Genomic DNA, 19020 nt, shown 5'->3' with positions numbered 1-19020 from the left:
CTTGAAACTAAAATCCCTATTACTTTTTATCCTTGTTACACTGTGTGCTCTGGCTTATCAGGCGCAAGCAAACAGCGTGGTTGATACTGCTTTGTTTGATAAAAGCACGGTGACCCCAAGACAACCCGATAGCAAGCAAATAGAGGAATACAAAAACAACAGCGATTTTAATTACGAGAAAAGCTACGAGAGAGGCGAAAGCCCTTTGCAGCGGTTTTTAAACTGGTTGGGCGAAAAGCTTTTTGGTACAAAACTGGCAAAATTTACCATGCAGCAACAAAAAGCTATTCAATGGATTATCATTGGATTAGTGGTGATAGGTATTGTGTATTTCTTTATGAAAAACGAAGTACGTACCCTATGGAGGCGGGGCAATGCCGGAGAAACAGGCCAAAGCTTGCGTACAGATTTCATTGATTTATCAGCCAGCACAAGCAGTTTACAAAGCCAGTTACAAAAGGCCATTGCCGCAAAAAACTATAAAGAAGCCATCCGGATTTATTACACGCTAACGCTTAAGCAACTTTCGTCGGCCGGGTTTATTACCCTCACCATTAACAAAACCAACAGCCAGTATTTATACGAGCTTCCTACAGGTGCAGTAAAGGCACCTTTTAAGCTGCTTACCTTCTATTTTGAATATGTGTTTTACGGTGATTTTGAAGCCACCGAAGCCCTGTTCAAAAAGGCCGGAGAAACCTACTTGGAGCTGACAAAAAGCGATAAAAGACTAAAAGCAAATGAGAACAGGAACAGCTAAATACATAATAGCCGTTGTGCTTTTGTTTGCGCTGTTACTTAGCGTTGAGTTAGGTGCGCCCGAGCCTACCGACTGGACAGAAACTTATGACGCTGATGATAAAATTCCCTACGGCAGTTACATAATTTTTGAGCAACTACAGGAGCTTAACGGGGGCAAAGAGATAAAACGGCAAGAAAAAACCCCGTACTTATACATTGATGAAGCGGAGAAAATAGCGGGCGGAAAATCGAACTTGGTGATAATATCATCAGGCGGCAGTATTGATGAGTACGAATGGGACAAGCTGGTAGAGTATGCCAAGCGGGGCAATACGGTGTTTATCTCATCCGAGTATTTTAATAACTTTAGTCTTGAGGATATTGGCATACAGGCAATGGAGTACCCTAAATACTTTAGCAAAGACACTGTTTTGTACGCCAAATTGGTAAGCCCCACACTGAAGGCCGATAAGTTTGCTTACCCGTTTAGGGAAAGCGTTACTTACTTTGAAGTAGACACCAACCCGGATAAGAACCTTAAAGTATTAGGTGTGCTTAACGACTCGCTGGTGAACTTTGTGCAGTACACCTGCGGCAAGGGTAAAATGCTACTGCACACCAACCCAAAAATGTACAGCAATATGTATGTGCTTGAGGGGAATAACTACAAACACACGTTTAACACCTTATCGTACCTGCCGCAGCAAACCATACTTTGGGATGAGTTTTATAAGGAAAAAAGCATGAATAGCGGGCCTATTAAAACAGATTCACCGCTTACATATGTATTAAGCCAACCTGCCTTTAGGTGGGCATTTTACCTTGCATTATTTGGCGTGGGGTTGTTTTTTGTGTTCCGCACCAAACGCAGGCAAAGGCCCATACCCGTTATTGAACCGCTGGCCAATACTTCGTTGGAGTTTACCCGCACCATTGGCCGTTTATACTTCAATAAAGGCAACCACGCCGATATAGCCGCTAAGAAAGTACAACACCTGATACAATTTATATACAGCCGTTACTACCTGCGTTTTGATTTTGAGAACCCTGAGTTTGCAATACTACTGGCCGAAAAAAGCGGGGTAGCCGAAAAGGACGTACGGTTTATGTACTATTTGATAATCACCGTTCGCAAAACAAGCGGACTTACCCCTGACAGGGTGTTAGAACTAAGTAAAGTAATTGATAACTTTTATAAAAAAGCCAACTGATGGAAGAATTTGAAAACAGAGTGGATATAAGCCACCTTTCGCAGTCGATAGAAAAAATACGGGAAGAAATGGCCAAAGTAATAGTTGGCCAGCACCGCATGATAGACCAAATGATTGTGGCACTGTTGGCCAACGGTCACGTGCTGCTTGAAGGTGTTCCCGGTATCGCCAAAACCCTTACCAGCAAACTATTGGCAAAATCGTTTTCGGTAGGTTTTTCGCGCATACAGTTTACCCCTGATTTGATGCCCAGCGATATTATAGGAACCTCTATATTTAATCAAAAGACCCATGAGTTTGAGTTTAGAAAAGGGCCTATATTCAGCAATATTGTGTTGATTGACGAGATAAACCGTGCTCCTGCCAAAACACAGGCCGCTTTGTTTGAGGTAATGGAAGAACGCCAGATAACTGCCGACGGAAGAACATCGGTGTTAGAAGCTCCGTTTATCGTGTTTGCCACCCAAAACCCCATTGAGCAGGAGGGAACCTACCGCTTGCCCGAAGCACAGCTCGACCGATTTTTGTTTAAAATCGAGATAGAATACCCTTCGTTACAAGAAGAGATTAAAATACTAACCGATTTCAACGGCCAAACTGCTGCAAACCCTGTAGCACTGGTTAATCCCGTTATCAGCCGCGAGGAGTTATTGGCGCACCAAAAAACAGTAAAACAGATTTTTATCGAAGAGAAACTGCTTACCTACATAGCCACTTTGGTGCAGCAATCGCGCAATTTCAACGGCTTGTACTTAGGTGCTTCGCCACGTGCTTCGCTAAACATTATGAATGCGGCAAAAGCTTTTGCAGCCATACGCGGCCGTGATTTCGTTAGCCCCGACGATGTGCAGGAGGCCGCTTACCCCGTGTTGCGCCACCGTATTATCCTTACCCCCGAAAAAGAAATGGAAGGCGCTACCGCCAATGATATTGTAAAACAACTGATTGAAAAAGTAGAAGTACCTAGGTAATCCCCTCCTCCCTGAGCCTGCCGAAGGGGAGCCAGTCGAAGGGAAACCACAAAACATCAAAACAAAACTTGTTACTCATCAAGTACATAAAATCGCTATACCTCACCAACCGTTTTTTCTACGGGTTGGCAATCATTGCCGTTGTGCTGGTGGCAGGGTTTTTCGTGCCCGTGCTGTTTGCAGCGGGTAAAGCCACTTTGTACGTGTATGGCGGAATAGCTGTAGTTGATATTCTGATGCTGTATTCGCGGAAAACGGGCATCAATGCTTCGCGTACTATGGCCGATAAGCTAAGTAACGGCGACCCGAACCCCATTTTGGTAGAGGTAGAAAGCCGTTATCCGTTTCTTATCTATACTGAGGTGATTGACGAAGTTCCTGAGCAGTTTCAGTACCGCAAAAACACATCGTATTTTTCACTCAAAGCCGACGCTAAAAAACAGTTTACCTACGAGTTGCGTCCCCACAAACGCGGCGAATACACCTTTAATAAGCTGAATGTGTTTGCAAGTACCTTGCTGGGGCTGGTGAACCGCCGTTTTACGTTTGATGCGGAGATAACCGTGCCCGTGTACCCATCGTACATACAAATGCACAAATACGAGTTGCTGGCCATTAGTAACCGTTTGGTGATGGCAGGGATTAAAAAGATACGTCGCATAGGGCATAATTTTGAGTTTGAGCAAATACGCGACTATGTGCAGGGCGATGATTTTCGCACGATAAATTGGAAGGCCACCGCTCGCAAAGGCGGGTTTATGGTGAACCAATATCAGGACGAGAAGTCGCAGCAGGTGTACAGCATTATTGATAAAGGACGGGTGATGAAAATGCCTTTTGAAGGCCTTAGCTTGATGGATTACGCCATCAACTCAAGTTTAGTAATCAGTAATATCGCCATTAAAAAGTACGACAAGGCGGGCTTGATTACATTTACCGAGGAGAAGGTGAGCATTTTGCAGGCTGAGCGTAAACCCGACCAAATGGGCAAGATATTAGAAACCTTGTATGCCCAAAAAACCCGCTACCTTGAGGCCAACCACGAACTGCTGTATGCCACCATACGCAGGCAGATAAAGCAGCGCAGTTTGCTTTTGTTCTATACCAACTTTGAGTCGATGACATCACTGCGCAGGTACTTGCCGTTTTTCAGGGGACTTGCCAAAAACCATTTGCTGGTGGTGATTTTCTTTGAAAACACTGAACTGGAAGCACTTACTCAAGATACAGCCCTTACGCTGGAAGACGTGTACATTAAAACCATTGCCGAAAAGATGATGTATGAAAAACGGCAGATAGTCGCAGAGTTGTTAAAGTACGGCATACAAAGCATACTTACCCCGCCGCAAGACCTATCGGTAAATACCATCAACAAATACCTTGAGCTAAAATCACGCGGGTTGATTTAGGGGTTATGCTACAACCGCAGGGTGACTCCTATCGTTATCTAAGTATGAAGTATCTCGCAGTACTGTGTGTATTGATTCTTTTTGTCCCGGTAAAAGGTCAGATGAAATCAGATGCTGAACTTTTTAAGGTGATTGAGACGCGTAAGTACTCTGAAGTATTAGCCTATGTATTTAATACAAAGGAATACGAAAGTACACATCACTATACATTTGAGGTAAAAGACTCAGCATTGTGTTCAGTAATCCGTATTTACTTTAGGGACAGCAGCTACTCCTATGACGCAGAACGAAAAGGGGATAGTGTACTAAAGTTTCAGTTTCGCAAGCTGGCGGGTAAACTTGAAATTATTACCTCCGATTTTTGGGATACTGCTACAACCGGTTTGGCGATGAGGGAATTAGAAGGGGCAACACAAATGGAGCGTATTAAAAGAATGGAGTATGTTTATGGCAGGAATTGTGGATTTACAGGTGAAGCTCCCCATTATCGAATACAGCTAAACGAACTGGTTGAAAGGAAAGACACTATTGCTTTGGAGAATTGGCTAATTGCTTTACAGCCTGAATTACAAGCCTATGCTGTAGAAGGTTTTTATAAACTAAGACTTGGCGGTTATGTTTTAACACAAAAGCAAAGGGGATTAATAAAGTCTGTGAAAGAGAACAAGTATGGGATGGTAACTGTTTGCCACGGATGCGTGTACTCAAGCGATTTTCTTCAATCTGTGGTTGAAGAGTTTACTTTTTAATGCTTACTGATAAATGTTCAATGCTCACTAAAAACAGCCTCTCCTTTTATCCGTTCAAGCGTAGTATTATCAAGCAGGTGGTGGCCTGCGTCGGGCAATAACAGTATAGGGTGATTGAGTTTTTGGGCAAAGGCTATCGCCGCTTTATAGTTTACCACCACATCTTTTTTACCGTATAACAATACCACTCGGCAGCCGTTGGCATTTAGCCGTTGTTGTAATTGTTTTTTGGAGCAACTGAAGTTTTTTAATACCCTCCAGCGTTTATACAAAAGGTTGCGTTTTTCAAACGTATCAATCTTGCGTATGATGAAGCCCTGTAGCGTACTGCCCAATAACTTGGCAAATGCAAAAATGGGAGTGGGACGGTTTACAAAACGGCTGAACATAAAATTGCCCAACGATGTACCCACTGCAAAGGTATAAAAGCCCTCGTTGCCTATACCCGTTGCCGCAGCCAGCCAAAGCAGGTTTACGCGTTCAGCAAAATGGAAGGCAGTAAACGTAGCTACCCGCCCGCCGATGCTATACCCAAATACCGAAAACTTTTGGGGGTTGCCGTTTTCAACTAAAATAGCGGTTACAATCTGTTTCCAATCGTCGGCATTGGGGAGTTGGCTTTCTTCCCAAGTAGATAGGCCGTGATAAAAAACATCAATGCTGATAACTTTGAAGCGGTTGCCGAACGTATCGCCCAAAATACTTAGTGAGGTAGCATCCTTTCCATAGCCGGGAAAAGCCAGCAGTAACTCATTACCGCTACCAAATACCTGATACGAAATAATGGAAGCCTTGTATTTTATTGAGCAGTACAAGCTATTTGCGTTTTTTGAGCTGCAGTTTACCCTTTTTATCTTCTAATACCCCTATTTTTTTAAGAATACGTATGGGCGAGATACCAATACCGTAAGTATAATTGGGGGCACTAAAATCATCGCTGACTATTGACGAAAACAAGGCATAACGATAACCCAAACCCGCACTCACATTCAGCCAATCAGTAATGCGGTACATGGCCCTGAAATTAAACTCAAGGGGTACAAAACCGGGGCGTATTTGCTCAAGTTGTTCGCCTGTTGCAGCATTGTAACGGGTTCGTTTGCCTATTCCGTAGCCTACCTGCACGGGTACTGCCAATTCCCAATGTTTTGAATTATGGACTACATACTCGCAGGTAGCACTCACATACGTCATTGATAAGTCTTGTTGTATGCGGCGTTCAGCAATGGTGTACTGGTTTTCTATAAACGTGCGCGACACTTTAAAACGGTTGCCGTACACACCGATAAACAAGCGCACCTTATCGTCAAAATCAGCCCCTGCACGCAAACCGTCAACCACAACGGGAGCTTCCCTAAAAAAGCTGTGTTTCCCATCCAACTCCACCACAAACGATGGTTTTTTGTTTACCACATAATATTTAATGGTATCCCAAGGGTTGTGCTGTGCTTTTGCTGTAGCGCAAAAAAGCATAAGCAGCCCTAAGGCTGCCATGTATTTTAAAACGGGTATGTATAATGTGGTTCCGCTTTTTTGCACGGGTATTACAAACACATTTAGTGGGCTGTAGCCGCTTTAGGTTTCTCTAAGGCAATGCCGGTTTCTTTTATCTTACCGTAGCCGCCATACACGTTGCGCACCCTTGTAAAGCCATGCTTTTTAAGGATGGATGCCGCAATCATTGAGCGGTAACCGCCTGCGCAATGCACGTAATAATCATCGGTTTTGGGTAAGGTATTCAGTTCTTTTTCAAGATTTTGCAGGGTAATCCAACGGGCATCTTTAACGTGGCCGTCGTTAAACTCGCCTTCTTTACGCACGTCCAAAACAGCTATTTGGCCGTGTTTATAATCTATTTCAAGCTCTTCAGGTTCAACCGAAATTATCATATCAACGGGTTTACCTGCATTAGCCCAAGTTTCAAAGCCTCCGGCAAGGTAGCCGCGAATGTCTTCAAATCCGGTACGGGCAAGGCGGGTAATGGCTTGTTCTTCGTCTCCTGCATTGCAAACCAATGCAACGGGCGATTTAATATCCAACAAGGTAGCTGCCCAAATGGCAAACTGCCCGTCAAGTCCTATATTGATTGATTTTGGAATAAAACCCAACTCAAAATCGGCAGGCTTGCGGCAATCTATCACCACCATACCTTCGGCAAGGGCTTTTTCAACATCACTCACGGTAAGGTGGGTGTTGCCTTTGGCTATCACGTCTTCAATAGGTAAGTAGCCGGCCTTGTTCATTTTAGCATCGGCAAAAAAGTAGGCAGGGGCGGGTGCAATGCCATCGGTAAGGGTTTTTATAAACTCATCCTTATCCATGTCTTGCAAGGCATAGTTCAATTTCTTTTGCTCGCCCAAAGTGCTGTAAGTTTCTTTACCGATGTTTTTACCGCACGCAGAGCCGGGGCCGTGTGCAGGGTAAAGAATTAAGCTATCAGGAAGGGTTTTAATTTTTTTGTTCAGCGATTCATACATCATGCCCGCCAACTCTTCTTTGGTCATTACACCGTCCAGCAAATCAGGACGGCCTACATCGCCCACAAACACGGTATCACCCGTAAAAATGCTGTGCGGGTTGCCATCTTCATCGTACAATAAGTAGCACGACGATTCGGGGGTATGGCCGGGGGTGTGCAGCACTTCAAAGGTGAGCAAACCTACCTGTATTTTCTCGCCGTCTTTGGCTTCGTGTATTTCAAAGTTGGTTTTGGCGGTAGGACCAAACACTATAGGTGCTCCGGTTTTCTTAGCCAAATCAATATGCCCTGATACGAAATCAGCGTGAAAGTGGGTTTCGAAAATGTATTTTATGGTAGCCCCGCGTTGGTTCGCCTTTTCGATGTAGGCATCTACGTCGCGCAAGGGGTCGATAATTACCGCTTCTCCTTCTGACTCTACGTAATACGTAGCCTGAGCAAGGCAGTTGGTGTATAGTTGTTCAACAAACATAACAGTGGTGATAATTAGTTAATTCAAAGGTAAGTGTTAAAAAGTTGTTTTGGTATGCAGGTTACAATGGCTGTTTAGCCACGGTTCCTACAAACTCTTTCAGGTAAAAAGGCTCAAAGTAGGCCACGTCCTCAAAACGTTGCTGTTTGTAGGCATCTAAAGCCAACGCTCCGTTGTGCAAGGCACTTGGATAAATATCGGGCACAAACACTGCATTTTGGTGCTGTATGGTATCCTTACATTTATCAGCCCCGTCACCAAAAAAAACTATTTGATGTTCGGCAAGTTCAGTGCCAAAAGAAGTACTGTCAATTATCAGGGCTTCGGTATCTTTTACTACTTCAAGCATGGGGTTGTAAAGTGCACAATACACTTCCATGCGGCGGGCATCAATCATAGGGCAAAGCAGGGTATCGGCCGCGGTGTATTGACGCAAAGCGGGATGGCAAGCCATTGTTTGCAGCGAGTTGAGCGCAATAAGCGGTTTGTTAAGGGCATAACACAGCCCTTTGGCTGCCGATACACCGATACGCAGCCCTGTGTATGAGCCGGGGCCTTTGCCTACCGCCACGGCATCTATCTGCGATAATGACAGGCCGGCATCTTTTACCACCTCATCAATAAAAAGGGTGATGTTGGCACTATGGCTGTTACGGCGATTGTCTTCGCGTGATGATACCACTTGTCCGTTGGTTTGTACAGCAACCGAACAAATGCCCGTAGAGGTTTCTATGCTAAGTATGTGAGTCAATCTGAAATTAAAAGTAATTCTCTATCACCAGTTTTATAATCACCAATAGCGCAAATAAGGCAAAAATGGTTTTTATAACGGGCGAAGGGGTTTTGTGTGAAAGATTTACGCCAAATCCTACCGTAATAAAAGTGCCTGCTATCATAGGCAGTGCTACTGAATATACGATGTAACCGATGTGGGGCAGCACCACATCAGCCGATGGGGTTGAGGTAAAGTATTTTATGGCAAGCATTAAGGCGATTAAGGGCACCACCCCTGCTGATATGGAGGTAGCTTTTTTAATGTCCAGCTTCAAAAAATCAGTAAAGCTGGGTACCATAATCATACCGCCGCCCAAGCCTGAAAAGGCAGTAAAAGCACCTGTCAGTAAACCCGTCAGTCCAAACTGGTAGGGCTTGGGTTCAGCAGCTTCTTTAGGTGTTTCGCGTTTGCGGGTATACAGCATTCGCAAAATCATGGGACTTAGCATCAATAAAAAAACAAGGTTAAAAGTTTCTTTACTGTACCAGGTACCGTTTTGTATCAGCCATGTAAAAAACCATGCGGTTACAATGGCAGGAATTGCAGTATATATGATAAGCCTCGGAAAAAAATTCTTATTTCGGTATTGCTTATAACTGTTGAGCAGCCCTGTGAAAATGATAATAAACAAAGAGTTGGCAATAATAAACTGCGCCAAATCTTCGCGCGGGAAACCATAACGGGTAAACACAAAATCGAGAATGGGGATGAAAATAATGCCGCCGCCTACCCCCAGCAAGCCCGACATGAAACCACCGGCAGCTCCGGCAGCTATTAATATCAGTATATCAAGAATATCGTATTGCAAAGCGAGTGTATAAGTGTGGTGCAAAAATACTCTTTTGGCTTGGTACTACGTAAGTACTTACACGGCAACTTATTGTATTATGCCCTATTAGTGTGGTACTTTTTGGTTGAGGCAATAAAAAAGCCGCTGTATGAATCACACAGCGGCTTGCGTTATATTGTAAGCAGAGCTTATTAATGCTCGTGGTCGTGATCGTGGTCATGTCCGTCGTGGTCATGGTCGTGACCTTCGTGACTGTGGCCGTTGTGGTGAGCGTGGTTGTGCTCGTTGATGATTTTGTAGAACTCTTCAGTACCCACTTCTTTCTCTTCAATAGTAACCATACCTTTCACAGTAGCAATTACAGCGCGGTTAATAGCAATTTCAGCCATACGATTGCGGTAATCGTCTTTCTTCAATTGCTCATCGCTAAATGCTTTTACTGTGCTTGGGTCTGGATTGTACATCCCGTATTGGTTAAACAAGTTGAAGGTATAGCCCAAAGATGCTTTTTCAATCTCTTCTGGTGTAGCCTCGAGGTTGTGCAACCTTTCAAACTTATCGCGCACTAATGAGTAGCGCAAACCTGCTTTTTCAGCAGTGTATTTGCTTTCAATATTGTCTGCGTTGTAAGTTTTGTTTTGAGTATCCATCAACCAACGTTTCAAGAAGGTATCAGGCAAATCAAACGTGTGCTTGTCAGTAATCAAGTGGCTTATTTCATGCTCAAGGTGGTGGTTGGCTTCGTTTTCAAAGTAAAAGCCCAATTCAGCTTCAACTTTTTGCCTAAAGTCTTCAACAGTAGTTACCACACCTGCACCAAACATTTTGTCAAACAACTCTTGGTTTATCTCAGCATCAATGTAACGCTTAATTTCAACCACTTTCATATCAAAAGTAGGGTTCAAATCATTCACACCTTCTTTAGGTATTCCAAGTGCATTACCAATTACTGTTTCGTTGCCGTTAAACAAGTCAAAAATGTTCACTTTTAACTCAGTGTCTTTGGCAATGCCCACCAATTGTTTTTTCAACTCTTCGTTGGTTACCAACTCAGCAGTTAACGATACACGACGGTTAGCAATACCACCTTCAAGCGGTTGGCCTGCCTCGTCAAGTTCAGTTACATCAGCATAAATCACATCTTTCTCCTCAGCCACATCCACATCGCTAATTTCAGCATAGCGTTTTTGTACGTTGGCAATCTCCTCATCAATCATTTTCTCATCTACCTTTATTTTGTAAAGGGTTAGAACGTCTTGTGTGCCAATGTTAATTTCAAAATCAGGCATCAAACCCAAATCAAAAGCAAATACAAAATCCTCGTCAGCATCAAAGTTAATTTTGCTTTCTTCGGTATCGCTCATCAAAGGCTGACCCAATATTTCAATATTATTATCGCGCAGGTAATCAAACAGGTATTGTGATGCAAGGCGGTTTACCTCATCCACTTTCACGCTGCGGCCATAGTTTTTCTGTACAATCCCCATAGGGGCTTTTCCGGGGCGGAAACCCGGCATTGATACTTTGCGTTGAAGTTCTTTCAGTTCTTTTTCAATAGCCGGCCTGTAATCTTCAGGCGTAAGGGTTATAGAAAGTTTCGCGTTTAAATCGTCGGTTTTGGCAAATTTTGCGTCCACTTTGGTATGTTATTAATTGTAATATATAGTAATAGGAAAGCCTTCAAAAAAGGCTGGCAAAAATAGGCATATTATATTGAAAATGTAGAATGTATAGCCAAAACCTTGCCAAGCCGGTGGTTAGATGGCGCAACGACGGGGCTTGTGCCATTACGGCAGGTTACTTCTTGTCTTCTTTTTTATCCTTGCGGCCAAAGATTGAGAAATGTACGTAGCGTTTAGGATGCTCTTTCATGTCTTTAAGCAACGCATCCAACGATGAGGCCGACTGTTCAAGATTGTTGTACAGCTTCTTGTCGTTTATAAGCAAACCAATGCTGCCTTCGCCTTTGTTTATCTTTTCGGTAATAAGGGCAACTTCTTTCAAGGTAGCTTCAGCATTAGCAACCACTTGTTTAATATTTGATGCAGCCAAGGTGTCGCTTACACGGCGCAGGTTAGCTATCACAGCATTAATGTTCTCGTTGTTGTTTTTAAGGTTGTTGCTGATAGATAAAACATTACCAAATATGGCATCCAGTTTTTGGCTTTGTTCAGCCACCAACTTATCCAAGTTATCAGAGGTTGATTTGAAATTATGGGTAATATGGTCGAGGTTGGCAATGGTACCGCGAAGGTGGGCACCGCTCTCGCCCCCGAAAATCGAATCCATTGAAATTAAGATACTCTCTACCTTCTCTTTTAGCGGTTTGGCAATTTCTGTCAAAGAGCTGGTTAGTGATGGTTGAGTTTCGCTGATAAGGGTACTGCCGCTTTCAAGCAATTTAGGTTTTCCGGACAATACCAACTCAATGGCTTTTGAGCCGAACAAATCTGCATTGATAATGCGGGCAATAGAACTGTCTCCTACTTCGATATCGTTAAATATCTCAATAGTCACCTTCACCTTCATATTATCCTCAGGTATCAGGCCCACTTTGGTTACTTGCCCTACTTTGTAACCGTTAATGGTTACTGCATTAGAGCCTGCCAAACCTTCTACTCTGTCGTAAACGGCATAATATACTTTGGTACGTGTAAAAAGGTCTTTGCCTTTCAAAAAATTATAGCCCAGCACTAGCAGGGTAATTGCTATGGCGGCAAGGGCACCTACTTTGGTTTCGTTAGATACTTTCAAACTCACTTCGCGCAAATTTAGTTAAATAGTTGCAATAGCGATTTTTTTTACCACAAACCGTCGCTTTTTGAAGATAAACTGTAGTTGCAAATAATGCAATTATAGCAACGGGAGTTTTTCAGTGATTAATGGACATTATAATTATTTAAACGGAGCCAATAAAAAAAGGGAATACCCGTAGAGTATTCCCTTTTTAGAGAATGTGTATATATCGTTTAAGGTATAGCTACCTGCTTACTTACTTATTTTTACGGGCATCAATAGCTTTCTTAACACCTAGTGTAGCACCGGCTGCTAATAAAAGTGTGATACCGCCATCAAGTGGAACCGGGTTAAACACAGGTCCAGGACCTGGCTGAGCCATAACGCTTCCAACGCCGGCTATCAAAAACATGAACCCCACAGATGCAATTATTTTAAACATTTTCATAGAGCAAAGATATAATTTATTTTTTAATAATAACTTTATAATGTTGTCAAAGAATTTTCTTCTTTTGTTGCAACAAAGATACAACCCACCCACAATAATGCAACCGAACAGGGTTAAAGTTTTACTAACAGGCGCTACAGGATTTTTAGGTTCGCATTTAGCCATCAATTTACTTCAACAAGGATATGCTGTAACCGCTATAAAGAGAGCCGGTTCAAGCCTTTTAGAGTTTGATACTATATGCGCAATGAGAGGGGTAAAAACCGACCTTCTTGCACATTTGCAATGGAAAGAGTGTGATATTTTAGACACTTTTGCTGTAACCGATGCTATGAAAGGCATTGACTACGTTTTTCATACTGCCGCTGTGGTTTCTTTTTGGACTAAGAAACGTGATGAGATGATGCAAACCAATGCGCAAGGAACTGCAAATGTGGTGAATTGTGCATTAGAAGCAGGCGTAAAGAAACTTTGCTATGCCAGCAGCATTGCTGCCTTAGGAAGGGAGAAGGATGGAGACGTAGTAGATGAAAACACACCTTGGCGCGATGGTAAATACAATACAATGTATGCAGTGAGCAAATACCTTGCTGAGATGGAGGTATGGCGCGGGGTAGAAGAAGGTTTGGATGCCGTGATTGTGAACCCCGGTATTATAATAGGAGAGGGGTTATGGAATAAAGGCTCGTGCAGGTTGATAGATACTGCATATAAAGGTATGGCCTTTTATACTAAGGGGCAGAACGGATATGTGGATGTATTGGATGTGTGCAGGGCTATGATTCAATTAGTTGAGAGCCCTATAACCAACCGCCGGTATGTAATGGTATCTGATAATTTAACCTTTAAAGATTTCTTTACCCGAGTTGCAGGAGGTTTTGGGAAGAAAGGCCCTACCATTGCCGCGGGCAACATACTAACCCAATTGGCAAGGGTATATTACGGCATGAAAGCCTTGGCTGGAAAAGAGCCTTTGGTAACCAAAGAAACCGCCAGAAATAGCCAGAAAAAATTTACTTATATAAGCAATAGTATTAAGAATGATTTGGGGTTTGTGTTCACCCCTTTTAGTACTAGTGTTGAGCGAATTTGTAAGGCATATACCCAATCTAAAAAAATATAAAATACTCCATTTCTTTGAGTTGCGGTTTAAATAATAGTTGTACCTTAGCAATAGAATATAGCTATTCGTCACACAAAACAGCAACTCATATAATTTTCCTGCCGTTTATTGAAAAATGATGAGTGGCGGTTGGGGCATAACTATATTTGAACGTAACAAAGCAACTGCTATATTTAACTATTTCGTATGAAAACAATCATCTTTACTGGGGTTTTATCTGTTCTTTTATTATCCGGACTATCTAGTTGTAAGCGGGATAATAATTCAAATAATAACAATAATCCCAATCCGGGCGGCGAGGTTATTATCGAGGCTAAAGACCTTATTGTTCCTGCAAAATTCAACTTTGAAACTGAAAAGGAACTTACTATAAGAGTAGCTGTTACCAATCCAAGTTTTGCAGGCGAGCGTTTTGTAATTAAAATATATTCAGAAGTTCCTTCAACAGGTGCCGTTATTGCAACAGGCATTACTAGTGCAACTTCATACGAATACAGCACTAAAATACGTGTACCAGCTTATGAAGAGTACATCTACATTGAAAAGATAGATGCTGACGGCAGCAGCCGCTACGAAAAGGTGAAAGCTAACAAATTTGTGGCTGCAACCTTTACCGGCGACCCTAACGACGGTAAATACACTTTCCAAAAATCAGGCAGTGGTATGAATTGCAGCTCAGGGTGCACTTCAACTACCAATAACCTAAGCGGAAGTTCATCTATCAGTTCTGGACAGACAAAATGTTATACCGGAACACTTTCAAACGCAACAATTTCAGTAGGTAATGGCGGTATTGCAAAAATTTGCGGTAGCGGAACTATATCAAGCATCACAGTTGCCGGAACCGGTAAAGTGTACATATTAGAAGGTGCTGCACTAACCATTACTAGCTATACTGCTAATAGTTCAAGTAACATTTTTAAAAGCTGGAGCGATAGCGTAATTTTTTCCGGTTCAGTTAGCATTACCGGCGAATTCCATAATTATGGAAGATTATACGTAGGTGGTGCGTTTAGTGCCAACTCACAATCTAAAGTTAAAAACTATGGCCTATTTAATATAAGTGGAAGCGGTTCATTCTTAGATTATGTGTACAACTACGATTTACTAAAAGTGGGCGGTGCTATGACAGTTAGCTCTACTGCTGAATTGTTTAACTACTGCCATTTGAATGTTACCGGTGATTTTACAAACAGCAACGGAGATATTTATAACAGTTCACTTATAAAAGTGGGCGGAACCTTCATCGAAAACTCAAACGGTACCCATGAAATGGATAACGGTGCTGTGTTGAGCGTGAAAAACATTACAATTAACGGTAATATTGAAGGTATAGGTACTAACAGGAGCAAAATTAAAGTTACTACTACTTCTACTATTAATAGTAACGGTGATGTTGACGGCAAAATTGATTACTGCGATAGCAACGGTATAGAAACACTTAACGGCGGTATTAACTCACCTGCGGCACAAAGCTGCACAGGCTATATAGCCCCTTCAACCTGTAATCCTGAAGGTTTTGGACAACCTGCCATTCAGGATGCTGATAGCGACGGTGTTGCTGATGCCCAAGATGAATATCCTAACGATGCTACCCGCGCATTTAATAGCTTCTATCCATCAGCTACTACTACAGCTACTCTTGCTTTTGAAGACTTGTGGCCAGCAACAGGCGATTATGACTATAACGACTTGATTCTTGCTTACAACATTCAAAAAGTGTTGAATGCCGATAACAAAGTAGTGGATTACAAAATAAAAATGAAAGTTCGTGCTATTGGAGCATCGTACGATAACGGTTTCGGTTTCCAATTGGATGAATTGGTACCCTCTGATGTAGCCAGCGTAACCGGCCAAGTTTTGGTGCGCAGCTACATTACCCGCAATGCTAACAATACCGAAGCAGGTCAAAGCAAAGCTGTTATTATCTGCTACGACTCACCCGAACCATCGTTGCAACGTCCTTCAGGCTCAATGTTCAATACCATCCAAGCGAACCCAACAGGAACATCGGATACAATCAGAGTGAACATAAACTTCTCAAGCCCTGTGGTTGACAGCAAGTTGGAAATTGGGGACTTTAATCCCTTTATTATGACTAACAAACGCCGTGGATACGAAGTACACTTGGGTAATATGCGCCCTACAGACTTGGCAACCACCAGTTTGTTTGGCACCGTGCAAGACCGTACTAACGTTAGCGGCAACATATTCTACAAAACAGCCAACGGTATGCCTTGGGCTATATCATTACCTGTAGATTTTACCTACCCTGTTGAACGTACATCAGTAACAACTGCCTACAACTATTTTGATGATTGGGCAGTATCAGGCGGTACTACGCATACAGACTGGTATACTGAAAACCCCGGTAACCGTAACACAAGCAGTCTTTACACACCTAACTAACACCACGTATAGATAGTGTTTAATTTTACGAAAGCCCCTTTTAGGGGCTTTTTTTGTTTTTCTCCCCACCATTCATATTAACGCTTCGCTATTGAAAACGAAGAAAATGACACCCGGATAAGTGTTTTTAGCGGGGGTTTATTTCAACATCATAACTCCTCCACTCGCATAAAAAAACGGCCATTTATTTAAATTTCCGCATTCAAATAAATCATCATAATACCTTTGCTATTACTATTTAATAATACTATACTGATGAAACTATTTAGGGCCGCATCATTACCTGTTGCCATATTGCTTATGGGTTTAATGAGCTGTAAAAAGGACAACCCCGGCGATAATAACACCACAACTCCCGGAGGAGAAGTTACAATTGAAGCTAAAGACCTTGTTGTACCAGCCAAATTCAACTTTGAAACTGAAAAAGAACTAAGCATTCGTGTAGCCATTGCAAATCCTACCCATCAAGGGGCAAGGTATGTAGTGAAGGTGTACACTGAGGTGCCATCAACAGGTGCGGTAATTGCAACCGGTATTACTGATGCTACTACCTACGAGTACAGCACCAAAATACGTGTACCTGCTTCTGAAGACTATATCTTTATCGAGAAAATAAACGAAGACGGCAGCAGCCAATTTGAGAAAGTAAAAGCCAACAAATTTGTGGCGGCTACTTTTACAGGTGCGCCTGATGACGGTAAATACACCTTCCAGAAATCAGGTAGCGGTATGACCTGTAATACAGGATGTACTCGCACTGTAAACAACCTTAGCGGCAGCGCAACGGTGGGTAATAACGAAACAGTTTGTTTTACAGGAACACTAAACGGTAGCATCACTATTAATGGTGGCGGTACTATAAAAATATGCGGTAGCGGAAGCATTACAGGTCTTACTATGAACGGTAACGCTACAGCATACATTCTTGAAAATACCATTATCAGCCTGTCAAACCTAAACACAAATGGCAGCAACACCACTATTAAAAACTGGAGCGACAGCATCACTACCGGTGGTACCATCTCAATGAACGGTATTATTGAAAACCACGGTAAAATGTATGTGAACGGTGATTTGAATATCAACTCAAACGGGGACATGAAAAATTATGGTATCATTAAAGCCACCGGCAATTTTAACGTTGATAAGAAATTTACCAACTACCATCAAATTACCATTAACGGTACGATGGATAACAACGCAAATGCTGATTTTAAAAACTATTGCTACTTGTGGGTTAATCAGAATCTTACAAACAACGGAGACCTGACAAACTACTCATTTATTAAGGTAGGGCTTACCTATACCCAAACCAGCAGCGGTGATACCTATTTGGATAACGGTGCTTTGATTTCGGTGAAAAACCTAACGCTTAATAAAGAAATGGAAGGTACCGGAACCAACCGCAGCAAGTTTAAAGTAAGCAGCACCACTACCATAAACACAAATGGTAAGCTTAAAGGTAAACTTGACCTTTGCGACAGCAACGGTGTTGAAACTAACAACGGTACAATATCATCACCTGCAGCATTAAGCTGTACCGGTACAATACCCGTTTCAACCTGTAATACTGAAGGTTTTGGTGTAGTAGTAGTACAAGATGCAGACAGCGACGGTGTTGCTGATGCTCAAGATGAATACCCTAACGACCCGGCTCGTGCCTTTAACAGCTACTACCCATCAGCCACCACTACTGCAACCCTTGCTTTTGAAGACTTGTGGCCTGCAACCGGTGACTATGATTATAACGACCTTGTGTTGGCTTACAACATTCAAAAAGTGCTAAACGCAAGCAACAAAGTGGTTGACTATAAAGTGAAGATGAAAGTAAAAGCAATTGGTGCTTCGTTTGATAACGGCTTCGGTTTCCAGTTGGATGAATTAGTCCCTTCAGATGTTGCCAGCGTAACCGGACAAGTGTTTATCCGTAACTATATTACCCGCAGTGCAAACAATACCGAAGCCGGTCAAAGCAAAGCAGTAATTGTATGCTTCGACTCACCAGAGCCATCGTTGCAACGTGCAGCAGGTTCGTTCTTCAACACCATTCAAGCTAACGGAACAGGTACTTCTGATACCATTCGTGTGAATGTGAATTTTGCCAGTCCGATAGTAGACAGCAAATTGGAGATAGGTGACTTTAACCCCTTTATCATAACAAACAAACGCCGCGGATACGAAGTTCACTTAGGTAATATGCGCCCAACCGATTTGGCAACCACCAGCTTGTTTGGTACCGCACAAGACCGTACCAACGTAAGCGGAAACATTTTTTATAAAACAGCTAACGGTATGCCTTGGGCAATATCGCTACCTGTAGATTATAGCTACCCTGTTGAACGTTCATCGGTAACATCAGCCTACAATTACTTTGATGATTGGGCATTATCAGGCGGTACCTCGTATACCAACTGGTACTCAAGCAATCCCGGTAACCGTAATAACAGTAGCATATACACCCCTCATTAATAGTAGTACAGTGTTTAATTTTCATCATACAAAAGCCCCTGTTTTAGGGGCTTTTGGTTTTTTAGGGGATATTAAAAATAAATCCATTTAAAATTTAATAAAATAGGTTCGCATAAGTGTTATCAATGGAGGTACTGTTTCAAAAGTGTAAATCCGCCGTTCGCATAAAAAAGCCCCCACTGGTTTAAAAAGACACTCTATATAATATCAGGCAAAGTACATTTGTATTGTAAAATCA

The 19020-nt window shown here is 42.5% G+C and carries 15 protein-coding genes; 8 read left to right on the top strand and 7 right to left on the bottom strand.

Going from position 1 to position 19020, the window contains the following annotated elements:
* The first annotated feature begins 1 nt into the window (after window position 1).
* From F9K23_05330 to F9K23_05310, 5 genes are all read left to right on the top strand, one after another.
* On the top strand, window positions 2–760 hold the full coding sequence (locus F9K23_05330; protein KAB2917177.1) for a hypothetical protein: 759 nt from the start codon (window positions 2–4) through the stop codon (window positions 758–760).
* The gene (locus tag F9K23_05325; GenBank protein ID KAB2917176.1) at window positions 741–1952 is read left to right on the top strand and encodes a DUF4350 domain-containing protein; all 1212 of its coding nucleotides are present in this window, start codon (window positions 741–743) and stop codon (window positions 1950–1952) included. The genes F9K23_05330 and F9K23_05325 overlap by 20 nt, the downstream gene beginning before the upstream one ends.
* Window positions 1952–2923 carry a MoxR family ATPase gene (locus F9K23_05320; GenBank protein ID KAB2917175.1) on the top strand — a complete coding sequence of 324 codons (972 nt, stop codon included), beginning with the start codon at window positions 1952–1954 and terminating at the stop codon, window positions 2921–2923. The genes F9K23_05325 and F9K23_05320 overlap by 1 nt, the downstream gene beginning before the upstream one ends.
* Window positions 2924–3000: 77 nt before the next feature.
* Window positions 3001–4332, top strand: coding sequence for a DUF58 domain-containing protein (locus tag F9K23_05315; GenBank protein ID KAB2917344.1), 1332 nt, complete (start codon window positions 3001–3003; stop codon window positions 4330–4332).
* 44 nt (window positions 4333–4376) lie between these two features.
* The gene (locus F9K23_05310) at window positions 4377–5081 is read left to right on the top strand and encodes a hypothetical protein (protein ID KAB2917174.1); all 705 of its coding nucleotides are present in this window, start codon (window positions 4377–4379) and stop codon (window positions 5079–5081) included.
* Between the two features lie 17 nt (window positions 5082–5098).
* Here F9K23_05310 and F9K23_05305 read toward each other — a convergent pair whose 3' ends face one another.
* The 7 genes from F9K23_05305 to F9K23_05275 all read right to left on the bottom strand — a co-directional run bounded on the left by F9K23_05305 (window position 5099) and on the right by F9K23_05275 (window position 12366).
* A complete protein-coding gene (locus tag F9K23_05305) occupies window positions 5099–5935 on the bottom strand; it encodes an alpha/beta hydrolase (GenBank protein KAB2917173.1) in 837 nt (278 codons plus the stop codon).
* Window positions 5898–6575 carry a hypothetical protein gene (locus F9K23_05300; protein ID KAB2917172.1) on the bottom strand — a complete coding sequence of 226 codons (678 nt, stop codon included), beginning with the start codon at window positions 6573–6575 and terminating at the stop codon, window positions 5898–5900. The genes F9K23_05305 and F9K23_05300 overlap by 38 nt, the downstream gene beginning before the upstream one ends.
* Window positions 6576–6637: 62 nt before the next feature.
* Window positions 6638–8032, bottom strand: a complete 1395-nt coding sequence (locus tag F9K23_05295) for an MBL fold metallo-hydrolase (GenBank protein ID KAB2917171.1) — start codon at window positions 8030–8032, stop codon at window positions 6638–6640.
* A 61-nt stretch (window positions 8033–8093) separates the two neighbouring features.
* Entirely contained in the window at window positions 8094–8783 is a 690-nt protein-coding gene (tsaB, locus tag F9K23_05290) for a tRNA (adenosine(37)-N6)-threonylcarbamoyltransferase complex dimerization subunit type 1 TsaB (GenBank protein ID KAB2917170.1), read from the bottom strand.
* 7 nt (window positions 8784–8790) lie between these two features.
* Window positions 8791–9615, bottom strand: coding sequence for a sulfite exporter TauE/SafE family protein (locus F9K23_05285; GenBank protein ID KAB2917169.1), 825 nt, complete (start codon window positions 9613–9615; stop codon window positions 8791–8793).
* 173 nt (window positions 9616–9788) lie between these two features.
* On the bottom strand, window positions 9789–11234 hold the full coding sequence (gene tig / locus F9K23_05280; protein ID KAB2917168.1) for a trigger factor: 1446 nt from the start codon (window positions 11232–11234) through the stop codon (window positions 9789–9791).
* A gap of 160 nt (window positions 11235–11394) precedes the next feature.
* A complete protein-coding gene (locus tag F9K23_05275) occupies window positions 11395–12366 on the bottom strand; it encodes an MCE family protein (GenBank protein ID KAB2917167.1) in 972 nt (323 codons plus the stop codon).
* Window positions 12367–12743: 377 nt separating this feature from the next.
* Between F9K23_05275 and F9K23_05270 the strand changes: the two genes are divergently transcribed.
* The 3 genes from F9K23_05270 to F9K23_05260 all read left to right on the top strand — a co-directional run bounded on the left by F9K23_05270 (window position 12744) and on the right by F9K23_05260 (window position 18782).
* Window positions 12744–13904 (top strand): NAD-dependent epimerase/dehydratase family protein, encoded by a 1161-nt coding sequence (locus F9K23_05270; GenBank protein ID KAB2917166.1) that lies wholly within the window; start codon window positions 12744–12746, stop codon window positions 13902–13904.
* Window positions 13905–14090: 186 nt separating this feature from the next.
* Window positions 14091–16313, top strand: coding sequence for an LruC domain-containing protein (locus F9K23_05265; protein ID KAB2917165.1), 2223 nt, complete (start codon window positions 14091–14093; stop codon window positions 16311–16313).
* Between the two features lie 255 nt (window positions 16314–16568).
* Entirely contained in the window at window positions 16569–18782 is a 2214-nt protein-coding gene (locus F9K23_05260) for an LruC domain-containing protein (GenBank protein ID KAB2917164.1), read from the top strand.
* Window positions 18783–19020: the final 238 nt, after the last annotated feature.

The sequence above is a fragment of the Bacteroidota bacterium genome, from assembly GCA_008933805.1.
GTDB lineage: Bacteria > Bacteroidota > Bacteroidia > UBA8524 > UBA8524 > SB11.
This window is presented reverse-complemented; position numbering and strand designations above follow the sequence as displayed.

Bases quoted from the DNA above. Each gene is read 5' to 3' on its own strand.
- F9K23_05320 (KAB2917175.1), top strand. From the start codon at position 1,952: ATGGAAGAATTTGAAAACAGAGTGGATATAAGCCACCTTTCGCAGTCG.
- F9K23_05260 (KAB2917164.1), top strand. From the start codon at position 16,569: ATGAAACTATTTAGGGCCGCATCATTACCTGTTGCCATATTGCTTATG.
- F9K23_05265 (KAB2917165.1), top strand. From the start codon at position 14,091: ATGAAAACAATCATCTTTACTGGGGTTTTATCTGTTCTTTTATTATCC.
- F9K23_05270 (KAB2917166.1), top strand. From the start codon at position 12,744: ATGAACCCCACAGATGCAATTATTTTAAACATTTTCATAGAGCAAAGA.
- F9K23_05295 (KAB2917171.1), bottom strand. From the start codon at position 8,032: ATGTTTGTTGAACAACTATACACCAACTGCCTTGCTCAGGCTACGTAT.
- F9K23_05300 (KAB2917172.1), bottom strand. From the start codon at position 6,575: ATGGCAGCCTTAGGGCTGCTTATGCTTTTTTGCGCTACAGCAAAAGCA.
- F9K23_05325 (KAB2917176.1), top strand. From the start codon at position 741: ATGAGAACAGGAACAGCTAAATACATAATAGCCGTTGTGCTTTTGTTT.
- F9K23_05310 (KAB2917174.1), top strand. From the start codon at position 4,377: ATGAAGTATCTCGCAGTACTGTGTGTATTGATTCTTTTTGTCCCGGTA.